The organism is Pseudomonas entomophila (assembly GCF_013523125.1).
GTDB classification, from domain to species: domain Bacteria; phylum Pseudomonadota; class Gammaproteobacteria; order Pseudomonadales; family Pseudomonadaceae; genus Aquipseudomonas; species Aquipseudomonas entomophila_B.
Window position 1 is genome coordinate 26,574 of sequence record NZ_JAAMQJ010000035.1, and the last position, 16,405, is coordinate 42,978.

The window sequence follows — 16,405 nt, forward strand, 5'->3', positions numbered from 1 at the left end:
ATGGGTGCTCTGACGAAAGCTGAGATGGCTGAGAGGCTGTACGAAGAGCTGGGTCTGAACAAGCGCGAAGCCAAAGAGCTGGTCGAACTCTTCTTCGAAGAGATTCGGCACGCGCTGGAAGACAACGAGCAGGTCAAGCTGTCCGGATTCGGCAACTTCGACCTTCGTGACAAACGCCAGCGGCCGGGCCGCAACCCCAAGACAGGGGAAGAGATCCCGATCACCGCTCGCCGAGTCGTCACCTTTCGTCCAGGGCAGAAGCTGAAGGCCCGGGTTGAGGCCTATGCTGGAACCAAGCCATAACGACGAGCTGCCGCCCATACCCGGCAAACGCTACTTCACCATCGGTGAAGTCAGCGAGCTTTGCGCGGTCAAGCCCCATGTACTGCGGTACTGGGAGCAGGAGTTCCCGCAGCTCAACCCGGTCAAGCGGCGTGGCAACCGGCGGTATTACCAGCGCCAGGACGTGCTGATGATCCGCCAGATCCGTGCCTTGTTGTACGAGCAGGGCTTTACCATCGGTGGTGCGCGGTTGCGCATGTCCAGTGATGAGGCCAAGGAAGATTCTTCCCAGTACAAGCAGATGATTCGGCAGATGATCGTCGAATTGGAGGATGTACTGGGGGTCTTGAAGAAGTGATCCACCGAGGCGTGAAAGTTTTTTGAAAAAAAGCTTTCACTTATCAGATGGTTAGGGTACATTTCTCAACGCTTTCAGCGGTTTTGGAAGCAGCTGTACTTGTCGGGGCGTAGCGCAGCCCGGTAGCGCACTTGCATGGGGTGCAAGGGGTCGAGTGTTCGAATCACTCCGTCCCGACCAATAATCCCAATGACTTAGCCACCTTCGGGTGGCTTTTTCATTTCTGCGTGTGGGGAGTTTTTCGGGACATCATCCGATTTTCCTCTTCAAGATCGTCAGCACAGGCCCACGCGAGTCTGTTGTTGATACCATGTTCGCAGCCTCAATCAGTTTGCCCAGCTCAGCGCCGGAGTAGTGACTGGTGATGCTGCCGTTCTTGTGCCCAAGCAATGATTTGCGATCCTCTTCTGTCACACCCGCTGCCCGCAACCGGCGGCCGAAGGTGTGCTTGAGATCATGGATCCTGATCGAGGCATACCCAGGGTGAGCGGGGCGAAGGTTTTCCTCCTGCCAGAGTTTCGCCGCTCTCACCCGCGCCTTCTTCCAAGCCGAGTCATTCATCCTGTGCATGGCCGTGCCGTTGTACGGAAACACCCATTCCTTGCTGATGCCGCGCTGCTTTTCGATGATCGACTTGGCCACGCCATTCAGCACCACCAAGCGCTCGTCGCCATTCTTGACGCCCGACCGGGCGTGCCTCCCGCCGAAATCAGCGGGGATCAGGAAAACACTGGTCCCAAGTTCCGGTACCGCAATCTCCCAATCCCACCTCAGCTTGCACACCTCCTGCTCTCGGCAGCCCGTGTTCACCTTGAACAGAGCCATCGTTTGCAGGTGGCCAGGCAGCTCGCCGAACAGAATCGACTGCTCCTCCCATGACATCGGGTATGGCTTGCGGCTCGACTTCTTCTCCTCGAGCTTTTTCAGCATGGGCACACTGTCCAGCCACGGCCGGCGATCATCGTCGCGCCACTTTCGCGCGCACAGGGTGAGAACCCGGACGGCGCGCTCGATGGCGATGTTGATGGTTCGGTTCGTCACAGCCTTCTCGATGGAGCCGTCCGGCAGCACCTTCTGCGTTTGCCGGTCTTTGATGAATGGCTCGAGCGCCTGGTCATCGATGTGCGTTAGAGGCAGGTGACCCAGGTACGGGTGCAACTGCTTCAGGCAGAGCGCGGTCAGGTGAATAGATGGCTGATCCTTGAACTCGATCAGGTAGCGCGTAGCTGCCTGCTCCCATGTCCGAATCTGCCGAACCCCGTACACCTTCTCCTGGCGCAACTTCTCCAGCTTGTGGATCAGGTACTGCTCTGCTTCTTCCCGGTCACCAGTTCCAGTGCTCTCTCGAATTCGCTCCCCCCTGTAGACCTTGTCGATTTGCCAGATGCCCCCTTTCTCGTAGAGGCCAGTGATCGTTTTTCGCGCCATGTGTTCTCTCCTCGGCGCTCGCTGCGGGGCCGATTGTTGTCCTGTGAGCCTGCTTTTTCAATCGCCTTGGCCTCGACATAGGCGTCGGCCCATGCGTCCAACTCTTGGCGGTCGAAAGCCACGCCCTGTTTTCCGATGGGAAACTCGCGCACGTTCGGGCGTACCGTCTTGTTGAACTCGTCCCGGCACATACCGAGGTAGCCGGGTGCATCGCCGAACCGGATGAACCGTGGCTGAATGCTGGATGGCTTTGCTGCTGTGGCATTCGCCATGGTGGTCTCCGCGCCGCCGGCGGCGGCAGGTTGGTGGTCAGTCCCAGTCGTGGCTGAGCTTTTCAGGTGATGCCGGGCGGGTTTCAAGCGTCGCCAGATCCAGCAGCGTGAAATAGCCGCCGTCCTCTGGCCGCCAGCCCATGGTGTCGATGTGGATGACGTTGCCGAGTGTCGCCGGCTTGTGCAGTGGCGTGTGGCCGACTACCAGGGCTCGGAGGCCCGCGACGCCATTGGTCTCGCCCAATTCGATGCGGCTGCGCGACCACATGCAGGTGTTCTGCGTCAGCTTGAGCTGCCTTGCGGTGTCCGGCTGCTCGAGCCTGGCGCGCAACTCACTCCAGGACGGGAATGGGCAGTCGGCGTGCACGATTCCAACCAGGCCATTGTCGGTCTCGACCTCGATGGCGATCGGCAGACCACGGAACTCGGCCGCGAACTCGCGCTGCTCATCCCAGGCCAGGCCGGCGAACCAGGCGCCGCCGTTGTAGACCCAGTTGTCGACGTCGCAGGTATCGAAGCGGCAGACGTAGTCGTCATGGTTGCCGCGCACCGGGTGGAACCATGGCTTGGCCAGCCACTCGAGCACGTCCCGGCACTCCGGCCCCCTGTCGACCAGGTCGCCGACGCTGAAAAGCCTGTCAACCGTCGGATCAAAGCCGGCCGCATCCAGCGCGGCCTGCAGCCTGGTGAAGTGCCCGTGAATGTCGCCGACCGCAAAATCGCGGCCAGCCGTGTTCCTGGCGAAGCGCTTGATGCGCACCACCTCGATGTTTTCGAGCATTGGTGATCCTCGCCCGCACACATCGGCGGGCCTCGGTAATAAAGGAAGGGGTGGGTTACAGCAGGTGGGCGCCGGCTTCGAGCAGGCCGTCGCGGTCCTTGCGCACGTCGTCGCGCTCAGTGACCAGGCGCTGGATGCCGCGGTGCAGGTAGTCGGCAGTGGATTCACCGGGGCGCAGATCGCTGGGCTTGACGCCCTGCAGCACGGCCTTGAGCTCATGGAGGGTCAGTTGCTCGATCATGGCGTCACCTGTTGCGTGTTGCACAGCACGACTTCGTCGCCATCCAGGGCCTGCACCTGGCCAAGTGAGGCCATGGCTTCGATCGCGGCGATTCGGTTGGCCTCGAGAGCTCGGCGCTCTGCCGACATCCAAATGGTCAATCCGGTCCCGCTTCCGCCGGTGCCGCCATAGCTGGAGACAGACTCGGCCTCTTCCTTGGCCGACTCCAGAAAATCCTGTGTTCGGCAGTGCGGGCACAGGTGCGTGCAGTCCTGCGGATCGTAGCCTTCACCAGCGCCTGCATCAAAAAGGTAGCCGCCCGGTCGGCACTCCCAGTCGCCGACCGAATAGCCGCAGGCTGCAGCTTCAATGTGTTCGCTCACAGGTAATACCTCACGTCGACCCAGCGCCCGGGCGCCTGCGCGGGCATGGGTTCGGGTTGTTGTTCGTGCGGGGATAGCTGGTGCTCGGTACCGGCCTGCAGCTGGCTGTCAGGGATGCAGCTGATCGCCATCTGATTGAGGATGTAGCAGGTGACGCCCCGGTGGCTGTCGTGCTCAATGTCGATGACGTTCTCGCTGGCGCTGGCACCGGTGGCCAGCAGCAGGAGGCAGAGGGCGAAGCGGGTCATGGCCTGCTCCCAATCGCGGCGGCCGCCTCAACGATCGCCCGGCGAGTTGCCCGGAATGGGTCGTCGCCGTGGTAGATGTCGAACTCACCAAAGCGCTCAGCATCCACGACGGTGTACGGGTCCGAGTCGCCGTCGAACGGCTCTACGATGTGGATCTGGATGCCCAGGCGGTCACCCCGGCCCATCAATACGGCCACTCGCAGTGCGTCGCCATCGTTGATCAAGGGGTTCCAGTGAGCACGTACACCCGATTGACCCTTCAGGCGAAAAGGCCACTTCGGATCGCGGCAGGTGCATGGCTCGATCTCAAGGCGTGCGGCCTTGGCGGCCAGCTTGAGCAATTCGAGGTCGCGTTCGTCTACTTCAGACACAGGCACTCCTTTGCCGCCACATCGCGGCAGTGAATAGAGGGGAGAGGGGTTGCAGCGGGGCGGGGTTACTGTTTGCCGATCAACGCATCAGCCTGCATAAGGACTTTGCACGCTGGGCAGCTTTCATCCCGGGAGTCGTAACCCTCGATCTGATCGGGGCATAACCCATTCGCAATGTGGTTCAGCTGGTTTGTGCCGACGCCGCGTAGCCGCTGGATCAAATCAAGCTTCACTGGCTCCAAGGCGGCGCCAGCCTTACAGCGGCTGCACTTGCCGCACGCAGTGCCCAGCTCCCAGGCGCCTTTGCACACAGTCTCGTTGATCTCAACCGGCGTGCTCGGCTCTGCGCTGGCGGATAGGACCTTTTCGATTTCTTCGAACCAGTACCTAGCCGGGCAGGGATCGCGCTTGCCGAGGATTCGAGCCAGCAGCGCATGCGCCTGGGCCAGCTGGGCGCGCAGGGCCTCCACCTCACCGCTCGCGGCATCCATCGCCAGCTTGTGCTGGCCCGCGTTGGCGCGCAGCCGCCCAACCTCGGCAGGATCGGCAGCGCTGGCGAAGACCGGCCGAATCTCTCGCATGATCCCGAACTGATTGAAGCGGCCTACCTCATGGCCGTGCAAAGCCCGCTCGGTGTCGCAGCACTCCCGCCACGGCTTCCACTGTGACCCGGGTCGATCGGTCTTGCTGCGGATCTGGTAGCCCACCGGCTCGCCCTGGCCCTGCTGGGCTGGCAGCAGATCGGCAAGCGTGACCTCGGGCGCCTTGCACTGGGCGGCATCTATGGCAGCCATCGCCAAGTCGCGGTCGCGCATGCCGGGGACGCCCTTAAGGCGAGTGATGCATGCTGTAGCGGCCTCGACCTGCCGCTCGGTCCAGATGCTGCGCTCTGCCAGCATGTAGCCCTCAGGCAACGGTATCGGGTTGCGTTGCCCCTGCTGGGCTGGCTGGTCCAGAATTGCTCGCAACTGATCGCCATGATCCTTGCTGAAATACCCTTGAGCCGCATTGCCAAGGATTGCGCGGATAAGGTCTTCGCCCACCATCTTCTCTGCGTTGCTCATGAGCGGTTCTCCAGGGCAGTGCGAGCCACAGTCCCGTCCTCAATGAACTCGGGTTCTTCGTCATGCCACAGCATGTTCAGTGGCTCACCGCTCACTGTGTCCCATCTGCCACTTTCGACATGGTAGTGCTCGCCGTCGGCGTAGAACTTCAGCGCCGACCGCAACCGATCGTTCTCTTCCTCAACCGCATTCAGCCGCTGCTGGAGGGCGTTACGCTCGGCGGTGAGGCGTTCGTTGTCTTCCTGCCCGGCCTGGTGCCCGGCGCGGAAAGCGTTGAAGTCCTGGGAGGTGTGCGGATCTACGAAGCCGAGGCTGTCCTTCTCCAGGTCTTCGTCGCACCATCCGTTTGGATTGAGCTTGATATACAGGTCGCGTAGGTCGTTGGGGTGGTTTTGTGTGGGCATGGGGATACCTCGCCTGGGGTGTCATAGGGTTTCGAGATAGGCGGCTATGAAGTGCGCCGCCGCTTCAGCATTGATGGCGTTTCCGTAGGCGCGCAGGCGTCCCACTCGGCTGGCAGCCCCATGAGCCAACGGGGATGTTCCGGGCTCAACTGGCCTCCACTTTCCATCCCTGCAGAAGAGCCAGTCAGCATCTGACCACAGGCCGTTAACCGGGCCGGGCCGCAAATTGAAGCCGTGTCTTGCAGGCGCTCCTGAATCTTCGTTCCGTCTTGGCGATACCAGCTCAGCGAGTCCTGCGGCCTGGGCTGGCGATCGTTGCATGTGTTCGGTGTCGGCCATCCGCTCAGCACCGCCGCATGGTTCAACGTTATGTTCGGCGTGGTGAAGCTTTGCGATGGTTTTCTGTTCGAATCGCAGGCCGTTGGGCTCGGCCAACCCGACAGCAGCGCTGAGCCGCCGAGCGTCTGCAATCCTCGACGTGTCTCGACCTGGTCCTTTGCGTTGGCCGTGGGAGTCGGCCATCCCACCAGGCAGGCCGCTGCCGCCAGGTCCGGACCATGGTTGCGCATCGCCTCCATGAGGCCGCCCTCGAAGGTGCGCACCCCTTTTTCTGCCAGTGCTGCCGTGGGCGTGGGCCACCCAGTACGTGCGATCTCGGATGTGCGGAGCACCGACGCCCGCAGACGGGAACGCGACAGCCCCGAAGGCATAAGCCATGGCTTCCACGTCAGCCTGTACAAGGTCGAGCCAAGGGTCTGCGTCCTTGCTTGCAACCTGCTCTCCAAAGACGACTGCAGGCTGGCGCTCGCTGATGAGCCAATGGAAGTGCGGCCACAGGTGCCGCTGGTCATCAAACCCAGCGCCCGCGCCTGCCGCGCTGAAAGGTTGGCACGGACAGGAACCGGTCCAAACAGGTCGGTCATCTGGCCAGCCGGCGCGGCGAAGGGCGTAGGACCAAACGCCGACGCCGGCGAAGAAGTGGCATTGGGTGTAGGGCTTGAGGTCATCGGGGTGTACGTCCTCGATCGAGCGTTCGTCAACGTCGCCTGGCGCGATGTGTCCTGCGGCAATGAGGTTGCGGAGCCACTGCGCGGCGTATGGGTCGATCTCGTTGTAGTAGGTAGGCATGGCTCTACTCGCAGAGGCCGTAGGCTGAGGAGCAGCGGTGCTGGCTATCGGCGCGGACGATCAGGTTGACCATGTCGAACTGGCGGCCGCCGCGGGATGTGTTGGCCCACTCGACCATGCGGTCGATACCGTGAGTGGCGGCTGTAATGTCGTCGCCTGCCTGCACGGTCGGGTCGTTGGTCGAGGTGAAGAAGGTCGCGGATCCACGCTTGCTGGCGATGCTGACCAGGCGCTCCCACTCGCGGACCCGGGCGACCTCTTCCGGCCACCTGGAGGCGATCTCGCGCAGTTCGTCCTTCGCGCAATTGACGCAGGGCATGCAGCCGACTCGGTTGCAGCCTTGGAGGTACAGCGGGTTCGGCTTGATGCCCGCGGCGCGGTGGGCTTCGAAGACAGCAGCAACCGGCCACTTGAGGATCGGACGGTAGTTGAACAGGCCGCCGCCAACCTCATCGCATTCCGGCAGGTACCGGCGGCTCAGCGATTCATCGGCCCGGACGCCTTGCCAGGACAGCAGCATGCTGTCGCCGTCCATCAGCGGCATGAATACCTGCTCGATGATGGGGTTGCGCTTCAGCTCGTCGGTACAGAAGCGCGCCTTGGTGCTGGGGAACCGGCCTTTCCAGAGGCACATGTCCAAGAAGGGGTTGCCTGTGGGATGCAGCACCTCCAGCGCGCCGACCACGACGGCTTCCGCCACTCCTTTCTCCCGCCACTTCGTTTCGATGAACTTGCGCTTGCCAGCGATCTGCCTGGCGAAGTCCGCCTTGACCCAGCGAATCGGCACGCCTGTGGCTTCGGCCAGGTAGTGCACGTAGTCATAGGTGGCCGGGTGTTCGTGCCCGGTATCGGCGAAGACGGCGCTGAGGTTCGGCACCTCCAGCTCGCGGGCCACCAGCAGCGTGGCTGTGCTGTCCTTTCCGCCGCTCATGCTGACGATGTTGTGTTCGGCCATGGTGGCTCCATGCGTGCAGGCGCCGCCCTCGCCGGGCAGACGTTATCGTTGAATAGGGGAAGGCGCTGGAGGGCAGCGCGGGTTCAGCCGTTGCCGAGCAGCAACAGGCCGGTGTCGTCTGGATCTTCGTCAGAGGGCAGTGCAGGGGCGCGCAACGCCCGCCTGGCGCAGAACATTTCAAGCTTGCGCGCCACAGAACTGCTGATCTCGTATGTGTGGCGCGGGGGTAGTTTCAGCAGAGCGAAGGCCTGGAATGAACCCAGAGCATGGGTTTTCTCGATCAGCATCCTGACCGTAAGGCTGCGGTCAGCCGGGCCAAGCCATTCGCCCATTTCGTCAAGCTCGCTGAGCGTCCCAGGCCTGGCGCGCATGCGTACCTCTCTGCGGCTGGACTTGGCCAGCCCTGCATCCTCGATCTGCAACTGGGCACCGCCCATGAACCAGTGAAATCGGTCACGCCCCAGGCGCCTGGCGTTGTAGATCAGCAGCGTCAAAGCCTCGCCGCTCTCTTCAATGCTGGCCCAGCTCATCAGCTCCTTGAGCTGCTCGACGTTGCGCAGGTGCAGCTTTAGGCGAAGGTCGTACTCCATGAGCCGAGCTGACTTTGCCTTGCGCCGTTCCTCCCGGTCTTGGGCTGACATCGCCATACGGCGCCTCCTTCAAGCCGCTGGGCGGCAAGGTGAATTGGTCACGCCGCCTGTGCAATTGCAGGGCGCGGTGTATCTTCCTGTTCAAGCAGGATCTCCATGTCTTTGTCGTTCCAGCCAGCGAGCCACCAGCCGCAATCGACAGTGAGGTGGCCGTAGGGCTGGGAGAGGCGGCACCGGCCCGCTTGGCGGTCAGCGCGGCCCTGGTAGTAGGCGGTGGGGTGTTCGAGGCGTGGGGCTCGCTTCTTCATGGCTATGCACCTGAGAGGTGATGGAGCGGCTTGAAGGGGATGTCATCGTCGAAGTTCGGGCTGTCCGGGCCGTCCATACCCTGCTGGTGCTGCTGACGCTGATGCTGCTGGGGTCGTTGTTGCTGACGCGCCTGCTGTTGACGACCCTGCTGCTGACCGCTGCCCTGGTCGTCCTGGCGACCACCGAGCAGCTGCATCCGGCCCTGCATGTCTACGATGATCTCGGTGGTGTAGCGCTTGATCCCATCCTTCTCCCACTCGCGGGTCTGCAGCTTGCCCTCGACGTACACCTGAGAGCCCTTGCGCAGGTACTCGCCGGCGATCTCGGCCAGGCGCCCGAACAGCGAGACACGATGCCACTCGGTGCGCTCGACCTTCTGGCCGGACTGCTTGTCGGTCCACTGCTCGCTGGTGGCCAGGCTAAGGCTGGTGACCGCGTTGCCGTTCGGCAGGTAGCGGACGTCGGGATCCTGGCCGCAGGTGCCGACCAGGATGACTTTGTTTACGCCTCTCATGCTGCTTTCTCCGTGAGTTCTGCTTTGCGTTGGTCTTTGGCCGCATTGAGCTGCGCCAGGTGGTCTGGTGATTGCTCGAGGATTCGGTAGGCCGCCGAGTACACGCTTTGCAGTTCCTGCATCGTCTCGGTTACCGGAATCTTGGAGAGCGCATCCTTCAATGCAGTGGTCTGCAGGTCGCCCTGGGCCTTGCCGTCGTTCAGCCAGGCCAGAAGGCGTCGGCCGGTTTCGACGCTGACCACCTCCGGCTGCTCGAAAAGACGCGTGCGGTCCTTGGTAGCCACCGCGACGTTGCCGTCGTGCACCAGGTCGAGAACGACAGTGAACTCATAGTCCGAGCCGTCGCGCTGCTCTGATTTCATGCCCAGCTTGAGGATTTTTTTACCCTCACCCTGGACCGTCTCCGTCTTGCTGCGCATCGTGCAGATGATGTGCAGAGGGCTGGTCAGGATGGTGTCGACGAGCTTGCGATGACGGGGCGTGGTTTCATTCCAGGCCGACCAGGTGTTCCCCTTGTAGCGCTGCTTGGCAATCGTGTCGTTGATCTCCAGGCACCCACCAGATCCAATCCACTCGTGCGAGTAGCTGTCGATGATGAGCGTCGAATAACCGGCGTCCTCGGCGGCCTTGATGGCCTCGATGTAACGTTCAGGTGAGTAGGGCGGAGCCAGGCCCATCACGTCGAAGTCGGTCAGGTCGGCGTACAGCGAGGCGCTTTCGTGCTCGGTATCAATGACCGCGATGGAGCCGCCCAGGCCCATGGCGAGGAGAAGGGCGGAGTAGGTCTTGCCTGATCCAGATGGGCCGGTAAGTGCGAGCCGTAGCCTTGCCTGCTTACGTTCGGCTTTCTTGAACATGGGGTTTCCTCAGTTCGGTTGGTTGTCCCACTGCCGCTCGATGCGCGCGGCTTCGTCTTCGTACTCTTTGCGCTGCTCGCCCGAAAAACGCTCAGGCGAGAAGGCGCCTGCCGCTATCCAGTCGAGCTGGGCGGCCATGCGTGGCGTGGTGTTCATGGGTTACCTCAGGGGGCGGGACGGACGGCGATGTGGCCTGCCTTGAGGGCGGCAGCAACCTCAGGCTGCAGCTTCTGCACTGGCAGTTCGCGCGGAAGCGGCAGGCTTATGCCGATGATGGCCAGGCTGCGTTCGATCTGCTCGATTTGGCGCTCGAGCGTGGCGACGTCCGGACCGATCATGCGACCACCCTCAGGCTGTGGAAGTGGGCCTCGGTGATGCGGTTGATCTCCTCCGCGAAGGCCTGCTTCTCGTCGAGGCTGACCAGGCGCAGTACGGTCGCGAGATTCAGGACCGACAAGACGGCAGATGCCGCGTTACGCTGGCCAACGTTCTGCGCGAAGATCTGCAATTCAGTGGTGATCCAGGTGATAGCGGTCTGGTGGTCGAGCTCTTGCTGGGTCGGTAGCTGGTTCATTGTTGCCTCCGGGCGGCGATCAAACCGAACATGATTTCCATCTTGTCCATGGCCGCGGCGATCTTCTTGCGGCTCCTGATGGCTTGCTGCTCGCGCTGTATGCGCATGGCTTCAGTGCGCTGCTCAATCAGCGCTTGGATTTCCTTCTCGCTCAGGCGAGGTAGGGATGGGGTTTCGCTCTGGCGGGCGCGCCGATCGGTGTCGCGCGCTTGAGGGCTGTCTGCATAAAGCTCGCTCTCTCGCTGCATGGTCGCCTCCAGGGCGTTGATCCGGCCGCATTGGTCAGGCGTCAGGGCGGGTGACCAAACCCCCGCGCAGCCGAGAGCGCGGGCCTGGCGCCTGCCAATGCGGTCGTATGTGAAGGGAAGGGGTGCGGGGTGTATCGGTGGAGCAACTGGCTTCATGGCTCGACCAGCTTCGCCCGGGGCATGAGAGGCTGGGTGGTCCTTCACCAATTGATCCACCGATGCACCCCGCTAAAGGAGCATCGGGCCTGCTTTTGGCTCACTGCAGGCAGGTGGTTGAAGGCCGCTGGCAAGACAGCGGATGCCACGCTCGAAGCTACCAACATCGAGCGCTTCCCGTTGCTGATACCCGCCGGGATTAGGGTAGAGGGGTAGACTGCTCGGGCGAGCAGCCTCACTGATCAGCTCAGTGTTTCGGGGTGTATCGGTGATGCGATCTGGCAGGTAGCGAACTCACTGCTTGCGCTGACTCACCCGAGGTCAGCATCGCGCTTTTCAGGTGCGGGTCACCCGTCCGACGGTATAGCCCACGCTACAGGGCATTCAGATCACATCCCGATGCACCCTGCGATGGGGAGCAGAGCATCGGGCCGTCTTTCCGGCTGCCAGGGAATCAGCTCTTTCCCAAGAACGCCTTGGTGACGACCTTGGGAAATTTCTTGGTTCGAATCTCATTCGCCTGCTTGTCGGTAAGCAGGCCAGCCAGATACAGCGTGGTGATGGACGTGTTGATGTGGTCGAGGCGCTTGGCATCGTCGGCGTTCATTTCCGGGAACTGCTCGGCGAACGGTCGCGCCGCCCAGCCTTGTTCGAATGTTCGAGACATCGTCTTGCCCTCCTGGGCGGTTGATTATCTGGTCAGCCACCGAAGGCCTTCGCGCATAGCGGATTGCAGATGGTTTTGCAGGGCCGCCTGAAGCAGCTCGCTACCATCGGCCTTGCTGATGGCGTCGCAGATCTCGCGGCCCGCCTTGGTGTCTGGCTTGAACTTCACTTTCACTGTTCGCATAGCTATCTCCAGTGGATTCCCAAAGCACCCGGTCGCCCAGGTGCTTCAGTGAATCGTTCTGTCCCATTACCGCCGGGATGGCGGGGCGCATTGCGTACCGGGTCGTTCGTGCCTACTGGGCGTAACGGTTCGAGCCTGTCGCTCTCGATCAGCCGTACAGGGTTCTCCCTGTCGTGGGCAGCCTTTCGGGGCTGTCTGATCGCCGGTCGCCGGTAGAGGCAATGCGGTCTGTTGGTTGTTGCGCTGGTTGTTAAAGAGCGGGCGGGCCGCTTCAGGCCCTCTCTCAGCGCGGGTCCCTCATGGGGGACTGCATTGCGATGGAGCAAATATCACGTATCGTGTTTTTAATGTCAACACGAAATGTGATTTATTTTGGTGGGGCGTGTTGAGAATTTTTCCTACGGGATGGGTTCACGTTTCACGGGTCGTGATATAAGCTCCCCGGAACACTGGATGGATATACAGCTAAAAAGGAGGTGACATGGCCAATCAAAAGAAGTCGGCGCAGGAGCGTCAGGTGATGACAGGCCTAGATCGTTTGGGGTTGCGGGTGTCGTCGATGATCAATCACCCGATCGCGCAGCTTCAGCGCTGGGTGACAATCCACCGGCTGGACACCGATGGTGACGCGGAATGGGAGGAGGTGATGGTCTTGCTAGCAGAGACGCCGGAGCTGGACCTTAACTTCAACGATGACGGCAGCGTGACTGTGAGGTGGGAGAAGCAGGAAGTGGAGGGGTGGCTGACGGAGACTAACCTCGAGACGGAGGAGGAGGTGGCGCCCTTCTGACAGGCATGAAAAGGCCCGCCGGAGCGGGCCTACAGTGGCACATATACGGGCTTCATGCGGCCGCCTTCGCCTTCGCCTTCGCTCTCGGCATTTTGGCATCCGGCACAGTGAGGGCGTCTTTGAAGAACATAACCTCGTCGCCGACATACCGGGCCTGGGCCGTGTAGTGGAGGCCGTATTTCAGTGCTTCTGAACCGCTGTACATCTCGCAAATCTCAGGAGCGCTGTCGTACGACACCACCCACTGTCTCAAGAAGTCCGACGACTGTAGCAACTGAGCGATCTGCAAATGGTCATCGTGTTTGTAGAAATTCCGGTATAAGTCGCGACCCTTCACATAGTACGGAGGATCTAGGTAGATCAGCGAGCGGTCAGGAAGAAGCTCTGATGCTCGGCTGAGAAGACTATATGCATCTTCCTGATGCACCGTGATTCTATGTGCATGCTGACCGATGCGCTCAAGCCTCGCTGCGATCATATCTTTGTTGAATCGAGCGTCCAGCCTATACGCTCCCGCTTGCGCCTTTCCTCCAATCACGCCTCCTTTGAGAATGCCAGAGCGATTGGTCCGATTGATAAAAAGGGTCGCAAACCCTCTGTCAGTGACAGACAGATCAGGGTCTTGGTCAAGCATCACCTGCCTTAGGCGATGCCATTCGTCCATGGTGATGGGTGTGTCGTGCAGCAGGCGTAGCAAGCCTTCAGGGTCGGAGGTCGCCGCGGACCAAAAAGCATGCACAGCTGGATCCAGATCATTGATATGGGCATGGGTCGCGTGCCCATCGAAGAGAAGCTCTAGAGCTACCCCGGCCCCGCCTGCAAAAGGCTCCAGGTAATGGCCGCCATCCAAGCTGTTGGCACGCATGACCTCAGCGAGGAATGGCGCGAAACGCGCCTTGCCGCCAGGGTAGCGTAGCGGGCTATACAGCTTATTGGAGTACATCAGGTCGTTTCCTACGGAGCTTGTCGGCCCAGTTTAGCGGCCGGCAGTATACTTGGCCAGCCTCCTTAGAGGCATCAGAGGGACGGGCGGTCATCCTAAGACGGAGACCTTAGCGGCGTCTAATCCAAAGCCCTTGACCAGCGTGCTTTTCAAGGTCCGAACCACAGCTTCACGAAATTCGTTCGCCGCTTGCTCGTTCCGCTTCACCCATATGCGATACGGGTTAAATCCGACGGGGCCGTTTACAACTCTGCAGAAATGCGAGTCGTGGGCAAAGTCCTTGAAAAGTTCTCGGAGCGGACGCTGGTTAGCTTTTTTGTTCTTCGAGTACTGTTGGATGTAATCTGATAGAGTTATCGATTTTTCATGAATAGGGAGTTCTAGTGCTTCTATGATGCCGCGTGCTGACTTTAGAAAAACCTGCCTGGTGTACATGTTTTTATTTGTCCAGAATCGGTCCTCAGCTGGGGTGTTGAGAAGCATTTCAAATATCATCTGGTCTGGCGGTAATATTGATGGAAGCTTTATGACGCTCGGGAGATGATCGACTCCATCCACGTCGCCGTCTAAAATTATGATGCCTTTGGATGTGAATTCTGGGACTTTTCGATCAATGAGTTTTTTGTATTCATCGCATCCAAGTGCAATGTCTTTTAGCTTATTAGTAATCCTATTTATGGGTCTAGAAGTAATTATTGCTGAATAAAGGTCTGCGCACTCCCTGTCTTCGAAATATATGTTTACGACAGGGAAAGAGATCTCCTCATTAAGTGCTCGTGTTTCCTGATGAAGATCTGCATAGATCTCGGGCCAACTAAAATTGGTTCTGATCGATATGGGGCCGTAGCTGTCTGTAAGATAGACGGTCTTATTGTCTGACTGTTCGCGCTGGTTAGACTCATGGATTAATTCGATCATCGTAGGCGAGTGTGAGGTCATAACCACTTGAAGATCAAGTCTCTTGCATTCCCTGTTCAGGAACCTGAGCAGTTCTATCTGAGCGGCTGGGAAAAGACCAGCATCTGCCTCGTCTATGAGCAGTAATCCGCCTTTATAATTAGGATATTCTTCCTTGAGCTTACGGAATGAGAACACAGCCATCAAAAGTTGACCGATATTGTCTTCTCCTGCGGATACGGAATCTTGATCGTACTCATCGCTATGTGCGACCGCTGAGTGCAACGTTCCTGCTGTAGCGGTTAATCTCGTAGTATTGAATTTACCCAGTATAGCCTGTGTTTCTCGAATAAAATCTTTTTCGTGGTCGTGCAGGTACTGCAGGCTATGGGCCGTATATTTCTCACGAAACGAAATGGGTATGAGCCGTTTGAGGCTTAAGTAGATAACTGGGTGCGTAGCGTTTCGGCTCGTATTTATTCCTGGGGCTGTTGTATTTCCCCTTACAACGGGTCTGGGTTGGGGGCGGTCTGCAGAGTTGTACAGCTTCAAGCTGAATTCTGCATCGGTTTTCGTATAACCATCATAGATCTTAATGATGGTATCCATTGAGCCGGAGATGTCAAATATCTTCGATAGTCTAAAATGTTCAGATATTTGTGATTTGAAGTTGTCGCCGGTAAGTGTCTTGAATGCAATGTCTTCGTCAGAAGCGTAGTCCTTTCGGAAGCTGAAGACCTGGGCGGCAATACCTAGAATGGACGATTTAGATGTGCCATTTTTTCCGCAAATCAAAGTTATTCGATTGGCTATATCGATGGTTATATCGTTTAAGCCGCGAAACTTCTTAATGTGTATTTGGCGGAGCTTTGTTGGGGTGATCTTTGCCAATTCCAATCCCTTTAATTGGGTCGAACATCTACTGTGTCATCTAGCTTTTATTCGATGTCACACGAGGTGAGCATTCCACACTAACAAAACACGAGCTTGAATATACGTGTCATCCCTTCGGATCGTCCGATCCTTGTGGTTGGAGTTGTCCGAAATCATCTCAAAGTGCTCCTCATCGGCGATCTGTAGTCGTTTGATGTAGAGCATGTCCCCATGCGAGAGCAGATAAATCCCATCCCCTACAAACTCCCGGATGCTGACGTCGACCAGGAGCGGGTCCCGGTGCTTGATCGTAGGCGCCATGGACTGGCCCCAGCCGGTAACCAGCTTGAGGTGGAAGTGCTCGGCGAACTCCACCCCAATCTCTCGCAGGTGCTTGGGGCTCACCCGTACATCTTGGAGCATCTCCGGGAAGTCATGCGCCACCTGCCCGCCACCCATAGCGGCTCGCACGTCGTAATGAGCGATCCATACCTCGTCACCGACTTGACCTGGGCGGGTTACGCCAGATGGGATCATGCTTGTGACGGCTGGGTCCTCTGCTGCAGCAAGGAGGCGCTGACGCGCTTCCTGCGGAATCTTCTTTCCGCTCTTCGCGAGCATTTGCTTAACCAGGTCAGCAGTGCTTAGCACGGGCGCGGGGCCGCTATCGGGTTGCGGGGAATTCAAAAGCAATTCCGATTGGTCCACGCCAAGCGCCGATGCAATAGCCGCGATATCCGCCAATGTCGGTTCGCGAGTGCCGACTTCGTAGTTGCCCACGCGGGACTGGGACTTCCATCCGCAGGCCTCGGCCAGCTGTGCCTGCGACATGCCGGAGGCCTTTCTCAAGCGCTTTAGGCGCTGACTCAATGATTCATTCATGCGCGGAATTTCATCACGAAACGAAATA

General features: G+C 59.5%; 27 protein-coding genes and 1 tRNA gene. 4 read left to right on the forward strand and 24 right to left on the reverse strand.

Annotated features, from left to right (window positions below; translation table 11 throughout):
• From ihfA to G7007_RS16655, 3 genes are all read left to right on the forward strand, one after another.
• A complete protein-coding gene (gene ihfA, locus G7007_RS16645; protein ID WP_009394049.1) occupies nt 1–303 on the forward strand; it encodes an integration host factor subunit alpha in 303 nt (100 codons plus the stop codon).
• On the forward strand, nt 284–640 hold the full coding sequence (locus G7007_RS16650; protein ID WP_060393187.1) for a MerR family transcriptional regulator: 357 nt from the start codon (nt 284–286) through the stop codon (nt 638–640). The genes ihfA and G7007_RS16650 overlap by 20 nt, the downstream gene beginning before the upstream one ends.
• A 103-nt stretch (nt 641–743) precedes the next feature.
• A tRNA-Pro gene (locus G7007_RS16655) sits at nt 744–820 on the forward strand.
• 69 nt (nt 821–889) lie between these two features.
• On the opposite strand, the gene G7007_RS16660 is transcribed toward G7007_RS16655, so the two are convergent.
• The 21 genes from G7007_RS16660 to G7007_RS16755 all read right to left on the reverse strand — a co-directional run bounded on the left by G7007_RS16660 (nt 890) and on the right by G7007_RS16755 (nt 11,992).
• Nucleotides 890–2,053 (reverse strand): tyrosine-type recombinase/integrase, encoded by a 1,164-nt coding sequence (locus tag G7007_RS16660; RefSeq protein WP_308852306.1) that lies wholly within the window; start codon nt 2,051–2,053, stop codon nt 890–892.
• On the reverse strand, nt 1,939–2,340 hold the full coding sequence (locus tag G7007_RS22385; RefSeq protein WP_308852305.1) for a hypothetical protein: 402 nt from the start codon (nt 2,338–2,340) through the stop codon (nt 1,939–1,941). Before G7007_RS22385 ends, G7007_RS16660 begins: the two co-directional genes overlap by 115 nt.
• Before the next feature lie 37 nt (nt 2,341–2,377).
• Nucleotides 2,378–3,121: a metallophosphoesterase gene (locus G7007_RS16665; RefSeq protein ID WP_181103384.1), complete on the reverse strand. Its 744-nt coding sequence runs from the start codon at nt 3,119–3,121 to the stop codon at nt 2,378–2,380.
• Between the two features lie 55 nt (nt 3,122–3,176).
• Nucleotides 3,177–3,362, reverse strand: coding sequence for a hypothetical protein (locus tag G7007_RS16670; protein WP_181103385.1), 186 nt, complete (start codon nt 3,360–3,362; stop codon nt 3,177–3,179).
• Nucleotides 3,359–3,724 (reverse strand): hypothetical protein, encoded by a 366-nt coding sequence (locus G7007_RS16675; RefSeq protein ID WP_181103386.1) that lies wholly within the window; start codon nt 3,722–3,724, stop codon nt 3,359–3,361. Before G7007_RS16675 ends, G7007_RS16670 begins: the two co-directional genes overlap by 4 nt.
• Nucleotides 3,721–3,972 carry a hypothetical protein gene (locus G7007_RS16680; RefSeq protein WP_181103388.1) on the reverse strand — a complete coding sequence of 84 codons (252 nt, stop codon included), beginning with the start codon at nt 3,970–3,972 and terminating at the stop codon, nt 3,721–3,723. Before G7007_RS16680 ends, G7007_RS16675 begins: the two co-directional genes overlap by 4 nt.
• Nucleotides 3,969–4,343: a hypothetical protein gene (locus G7007_RS16685; RefSeq protein WP_181103390.1), complete on the reverse strand. Its 375-nt coding sequence runs from the start codon at nt 4,341–4,343 to the stop codon at nt 3,969–3,971. The genes G7007_RS16680 and G7007_RS16685 overlap by 4 nt, the downstream gene beginning before the upstream one ends.
• Nucleotides 4,344–4,408: 65 nt before the next feature.
• On the reverse strand, nt 4,409–5,407 hold the full coding sequence (locus G7007_RS16690) for a hypothetical protein (protein ID WP_181103392.1): 999 nt from the start codon (nt 5,405–5,407) through the stop codon (nt 4,409–4,411).
• Complete coding sequence (locus G7007_RS22240; protein ID WP_258198601.1) at nt 5,404–5,811, reverse strand: hypothetical protein; 408 nt, start codon at nt 5,809–5,811, stop codon at nt 5,404–5,406. The genes G7007_RS16690 and G7007_RS22240 overlap by 4 nt, the downstream gene beginning before the upstream one ends.
• Before the next feature lie 21 nt (nt 5,812–5,832).
• Nucleotides 5,833–6,939 carry a DNA cytosine methyltransferase gene (locus tag G7007_RS22245; protein ID WP_181103394.1) on the reverse strand — a complete coding sequence of 369 codons (1,107 nt, stop codon included), beginning with the start codon at nt 6,937–6,939 and terminating at the stop codon, nt 5,833–5,835.
• A gap of 4 nt (nt 6,940–6,943) precedes the next feature.
• Entirely contained in the window at nt 6,944–7,894 is a 951-nt protein-coding gene (locus tag G7007_RS16705; RefSeq protein ID WP_181103396.1) for a phosphoadenosine phosphosulfate reductase domain-containing protein, read from the reverse strand.
• 83 nt (nt 7,895–7,977) lie between these two features.
• Entirely contained in the window at nt 7,978–8,541 is a 564-nt protein-coding gene (locus G7007_RS16710; RefSeq protein ID WP_181103398.1) for a hypothetical protein, read from the reverse strand.
• 41 nt (nt 8,542–8,582) lie between these two features.
• Nucleotides 8,583–8,792: a hypothetical protein gene (locus G7007_RS16715; protein ID WP_181103400.1), complete on the reverse strand. Its 210-nt coding sequence runs from the start codon at nt 8,790–8,792 to the stop codon at nt 8,583–8,585.
• A 2-nt stretch (nt 8,793–8,794) separates the two neighbouring features.
• Nucleotides 8,795–9,307: a single-stranded DNA-binding protein gene (locus G7007_RS16720; protein ID WP_181103402.1), complete on the reverse strand. Its 513-nt coding sequence runs from the start codon at nt 9,305–9,307 to the stop codon at nt 8,795–8,797.
• Entirely contained in the window at nt 9,304–10,164 is an 861-nt protein-coding gene (locus tag G7007_RS16725) for an ATP-binding protein (protein ID WP_181103403.1), read from the reverse strand. Before G7007_RS16725 ends, G7007_RS16720 begins: the two co-directional genes overlap by 4 nt.
• A 9-nt stretch (nt 10,165–10,173) precedes the next feature.
• The gene (locus tag G7007_RS16730; RefSeq protein ID WP_181103441.1) at nt 10,174–10,320 is read right to left on the reverse strand and encodes a hypothetical protein; all 147 of its coding nucleotides are present in this window, start codon (nt 10,318–10,320) and stop codon (nt 10,174–10,176) included.
• Between the two features lie 8 nt (nt 10,321–10,328).
• Nucleotides 10,329–10,502 carry a hypothetical protein gene (locus G7007_RS16735; protein WP_181103404.1) on the reverse strand — a complete coding sequence of 58 codons (174 nt, stop codon included), beginning with the start codon at nt 10,500–10,502 and terminating at the stop codon, nt 10,329–10,331.
• Nucleotides 10,499–10,738 (reverse strand): hypothetical protein, encoded by a 240-nt coding sequence (locus tag G7007_RS16740; RefSeq protein ID WP_181103405.1) that lies wholly within the window; start codon nt 10,736–10,738, stop codon nt 10,499–10,501. The genes G7007_RS16735 and G7007_RS16740 overlap by 4 nt, the downstream gene beginning before the upstream one ends.
• On the reverse strand, nt 10,735–10,986 hold the full coding sequence (locus G7007_RS16745; protein ID WP_181103406.1) for a hypothetical protein: 252 nt from the start codon (nt 10,984–10,986) through the stop codon (nt 10,735–10,737). Before G7007_RS16745 ends, G7007_RS16740 begins: the two co-directional genes overlap by 4 nt.
• Before the next feature lie 610 nt (nt 10,987–11,596).
• The gene (locus tag G7007_RS16750; RefSeq protein ID WP_181103407.1) at nt 11,597–11,809 is read right to left on the reverse strand and encodes a hypothetical protein; all 213 of its coding nucleotides are present in this window, start codon (nt 11,807–11,809) and stop codon (nt 11,597–11,599) included.
• Between the two features lie 24 nt (nt 11,810–11,833).
• The gene (locus G7007_RS16755) at nt 11,834–11,992 is read right to left on the reverse strand and encodes a hypothetical protein (RefSeq protein ID WP_181103408.1); all 159 of its coding nucleotides are present in this window, start codon (nt 11,990–11,992) and stop codon (nt 11,834–11,836) included.
• A gap of 481 nt (nt 11,993–12,473) precedes the next feature.
• On the opposite strand from G7007_RS16755, the gene G7007_RS16760 reads away from it, so the two are divergent.
• The gene (locus G7007_RS16760) at nt 12,474–12,782 is read left to right on the forward strand and encodes a DUF1654 domain-containing protein (RefSeq protein ID WP_181103409.1); all 309 of its coding nucleotides are present in this window, start codon (nt 12,474–12,476) and stop codon (nt 12,780–12,782) included.
• 52 nt (nt 12,783–12,834) lie between these two features.
• Here G7007_RS16760 and G7007_RS16765 read toward each other — a convergent pair whose 3' ends face one another.
• The 3 genes from G7007_RS16765 to G7007_RS16775 all read right to left on the reverse strand — a co-directional run bounded on the left by G7007_RS16765 (nt 12,835) and on the right by G7007_RS16775 (nt 16,377).
• Complete coding sequence (locus G7007_RS16765; RefSeq protein ID WP_181103410.1) at nt 12,835–13,725, reverse strand: DNA adenine methylase; 891 nt, start codon at nt 13,723–13,725, stop codon at nt 12,835–12,837.
• Nucleotides 13,726–13,815: 90 nt separating this feature from the next.
• Nucleotides 13,816–15,513 (reverse strand): ATP-dependent nuclease, encoded by a 1,698-nt coding sequence (locus tag G7007_RS16770; protein WP_181103411.1) that lies wholly within the window; start codon nt 15,511–15,513, stop codon nt 13,816–13,818.
• A 57-nt stretch (nt 15,514–15,570) separates the two neighbouring features.
• Nucleotides 15,571–16,377 (reverse strand): XRE family transcriptional regulator, encoded by an 807-nt coding sequence (locus tag G7007_RS16775; RefSeq protein ID WP_181103413.1) that lies wholly within the window; start codon nt 16,375–16,377, stop codon nt 15,571–15,573.
• Between the last annotated feature and the right edge of the window lie 28 nt (nt 16,378–16,405).

Bases quoted from the DNA above. Each gene is read 5' to 3' on its own strand.
- G7007_RS16690 (WP_181103392.1), bottom strand. From the start codon at position 5,407: ATGAGCAACGCAGAGAAGATGGTGGGCGAAGACCTTATCCGCGCAATC.
- G7007_RS16665 (WP_181103384.1), bottom strand. From the start codon at position 3,121: ATGCTCGAAAACATCGAGGTGGTGCGCATCAAGCGCTTCGCCAGGAAC.
- G7007_RS16745 (WP_181103406.1), bottom strand. From the start codon at position 10,986: ATGCAGCGAGAGAGCGAGCTTTATGCAGACAGCCCTCAAGCGCGCGAC.
- G7007_RS16715 (WP_181103400.1), bottom strand. From the start codon at position 8,792: ATGAAGAAGCGAGCCCCACGCCTCGAACACCCCACCGCCTACTACCAG.
- G7007_RS16755 (WP_181103408.1), bottom strand. From the start codon at position 11,992: ATGCGAACAGTGAAAGTGAAGTTCAAGCCAGACACCAAGGCGGGCCGC.
- G7007_RS22240 (WP_258198601.1), bottom strand. From the start codon at position 5,811: ATGCCCACACAAAACCACCCCAACGACCTACGCGACCTGTATATCAAG.
- G7007_RS22385 (WP_308852305.1), bottom strand. From the start codon at position 2,340: ATGGCGAATGCCACAGCAGCAAAGCCATCCAGCATTCAGCCACGGTTC.
- G7007_RS16750 (WP_181103407.1), bottom strand. From the start codon at position 11,809: ATGTCTCGAACATTCGAACAAGGCTGGGCGGCGCGACCGTTCGCCGAG.
- G7007_RS16670 (WP_181103385.1), bottom strand. From the start codon at position 3,362: ATGATCGAGCAACTGACCCTCCATGAGCTCAAGGCCGTGCTGCAGGGC.
- G7007_RS16775 (WP_181103413.1), bottom strand. From the start codon at position 16,377: ATGAATGAATCATTGAGTCAGCGCCTAAAGCGCTTGAGAAAGGCCTCC.
- G7007_RS16740 (WP_181103405.1), bottom strand. From the start codon at position 10,738: ATGAACCAGCTACCGACCCAGCAAGAGCTCGACCACCAGACCGCTATC.
- G7007_RS16720 (WP_181103402.1), bottom strand. From the start codon at position 9,307: ATGAGAGGCGTAAACAAAGTCATCCTGGTCGGCACCTGCGGCCAGGAT.
- G7007_RS16710 (WP_181103398.1), bottom strand. From the start codon at position 8,541: ATGGCGATGTCAGCCCAAGACCGGGAGGAACGGCGCAAGGCAAAGTCA.
- G7007_RS22245 (WP_181103394.1), bottom strand. From the start codon at position 6,939: ATGCCTACCTACTACAACGAGATCGACCCATACGCCGCGCAGTGGCTC.
- G7007_RS16680 (WP_181103388.1), bottom strand. From the start codon at position 3,972: ATGACCCGCTTCGCCCTCTGCCTCCTGCTGCTGGCCACCGGTGCCAGC.
- ihfA (WP_009394049.1), top strand. From the start codon at position 1: ATGGGTGCTCTGACGAAAGCTGAGATGGCTGAGAGGCTGTACGAAGAG.
- G7007_RS16735 (WP_181103404.1), bottom strand. From the start codon at position 10,502: ATGATCGGTCCGGACGTCGCCACGCTCGAGCGCCAAATCGAGCAGATC.
- G7007_RS16765 (WP_181103410.1), bottom strand. From the start codon at position 13,725: ATGTACTCCAATAAGCTGTATAGCCCGCTACGCTACCCTGGCGGCAAG.
- G7007_RS16650 (WP_060393187.1), top strand. From the start codon at position 284: ATGCTGGAACCAAGCCATAACGACGAGCTGCCGCCCATACCCGGCAAA.
- G7007_RS16760 (WP_181103409.1), top strand. From the start codon at position 12,474: ATGGCCAATCAAAAGAAGTCGGCGCAGGAGCGTCAGGTGATGACAGGC.
- G7007_RS16730 (WP_181103441.1), bottom strand. From the start codon at position 10,320: ATGAACACCACGCCACGCATGGCCGCCCAGCTCGACTGGATAGCGGCA.
- G7007_RS16705 (WP_181103396.1), bottom strand. From the start codon at position 7,894: ATGGCCGAACACAACATCGTCAGCATGAGCGGCGGAAAGGACAGCACA.
- G7007_RS16725 (WP_181103403.1), bottom strand. From the start codon at position 10,164: ATGTTCAAGAAAGCCGAACGTAAGCAGGCAAGGCTACGGCTCGCACTT.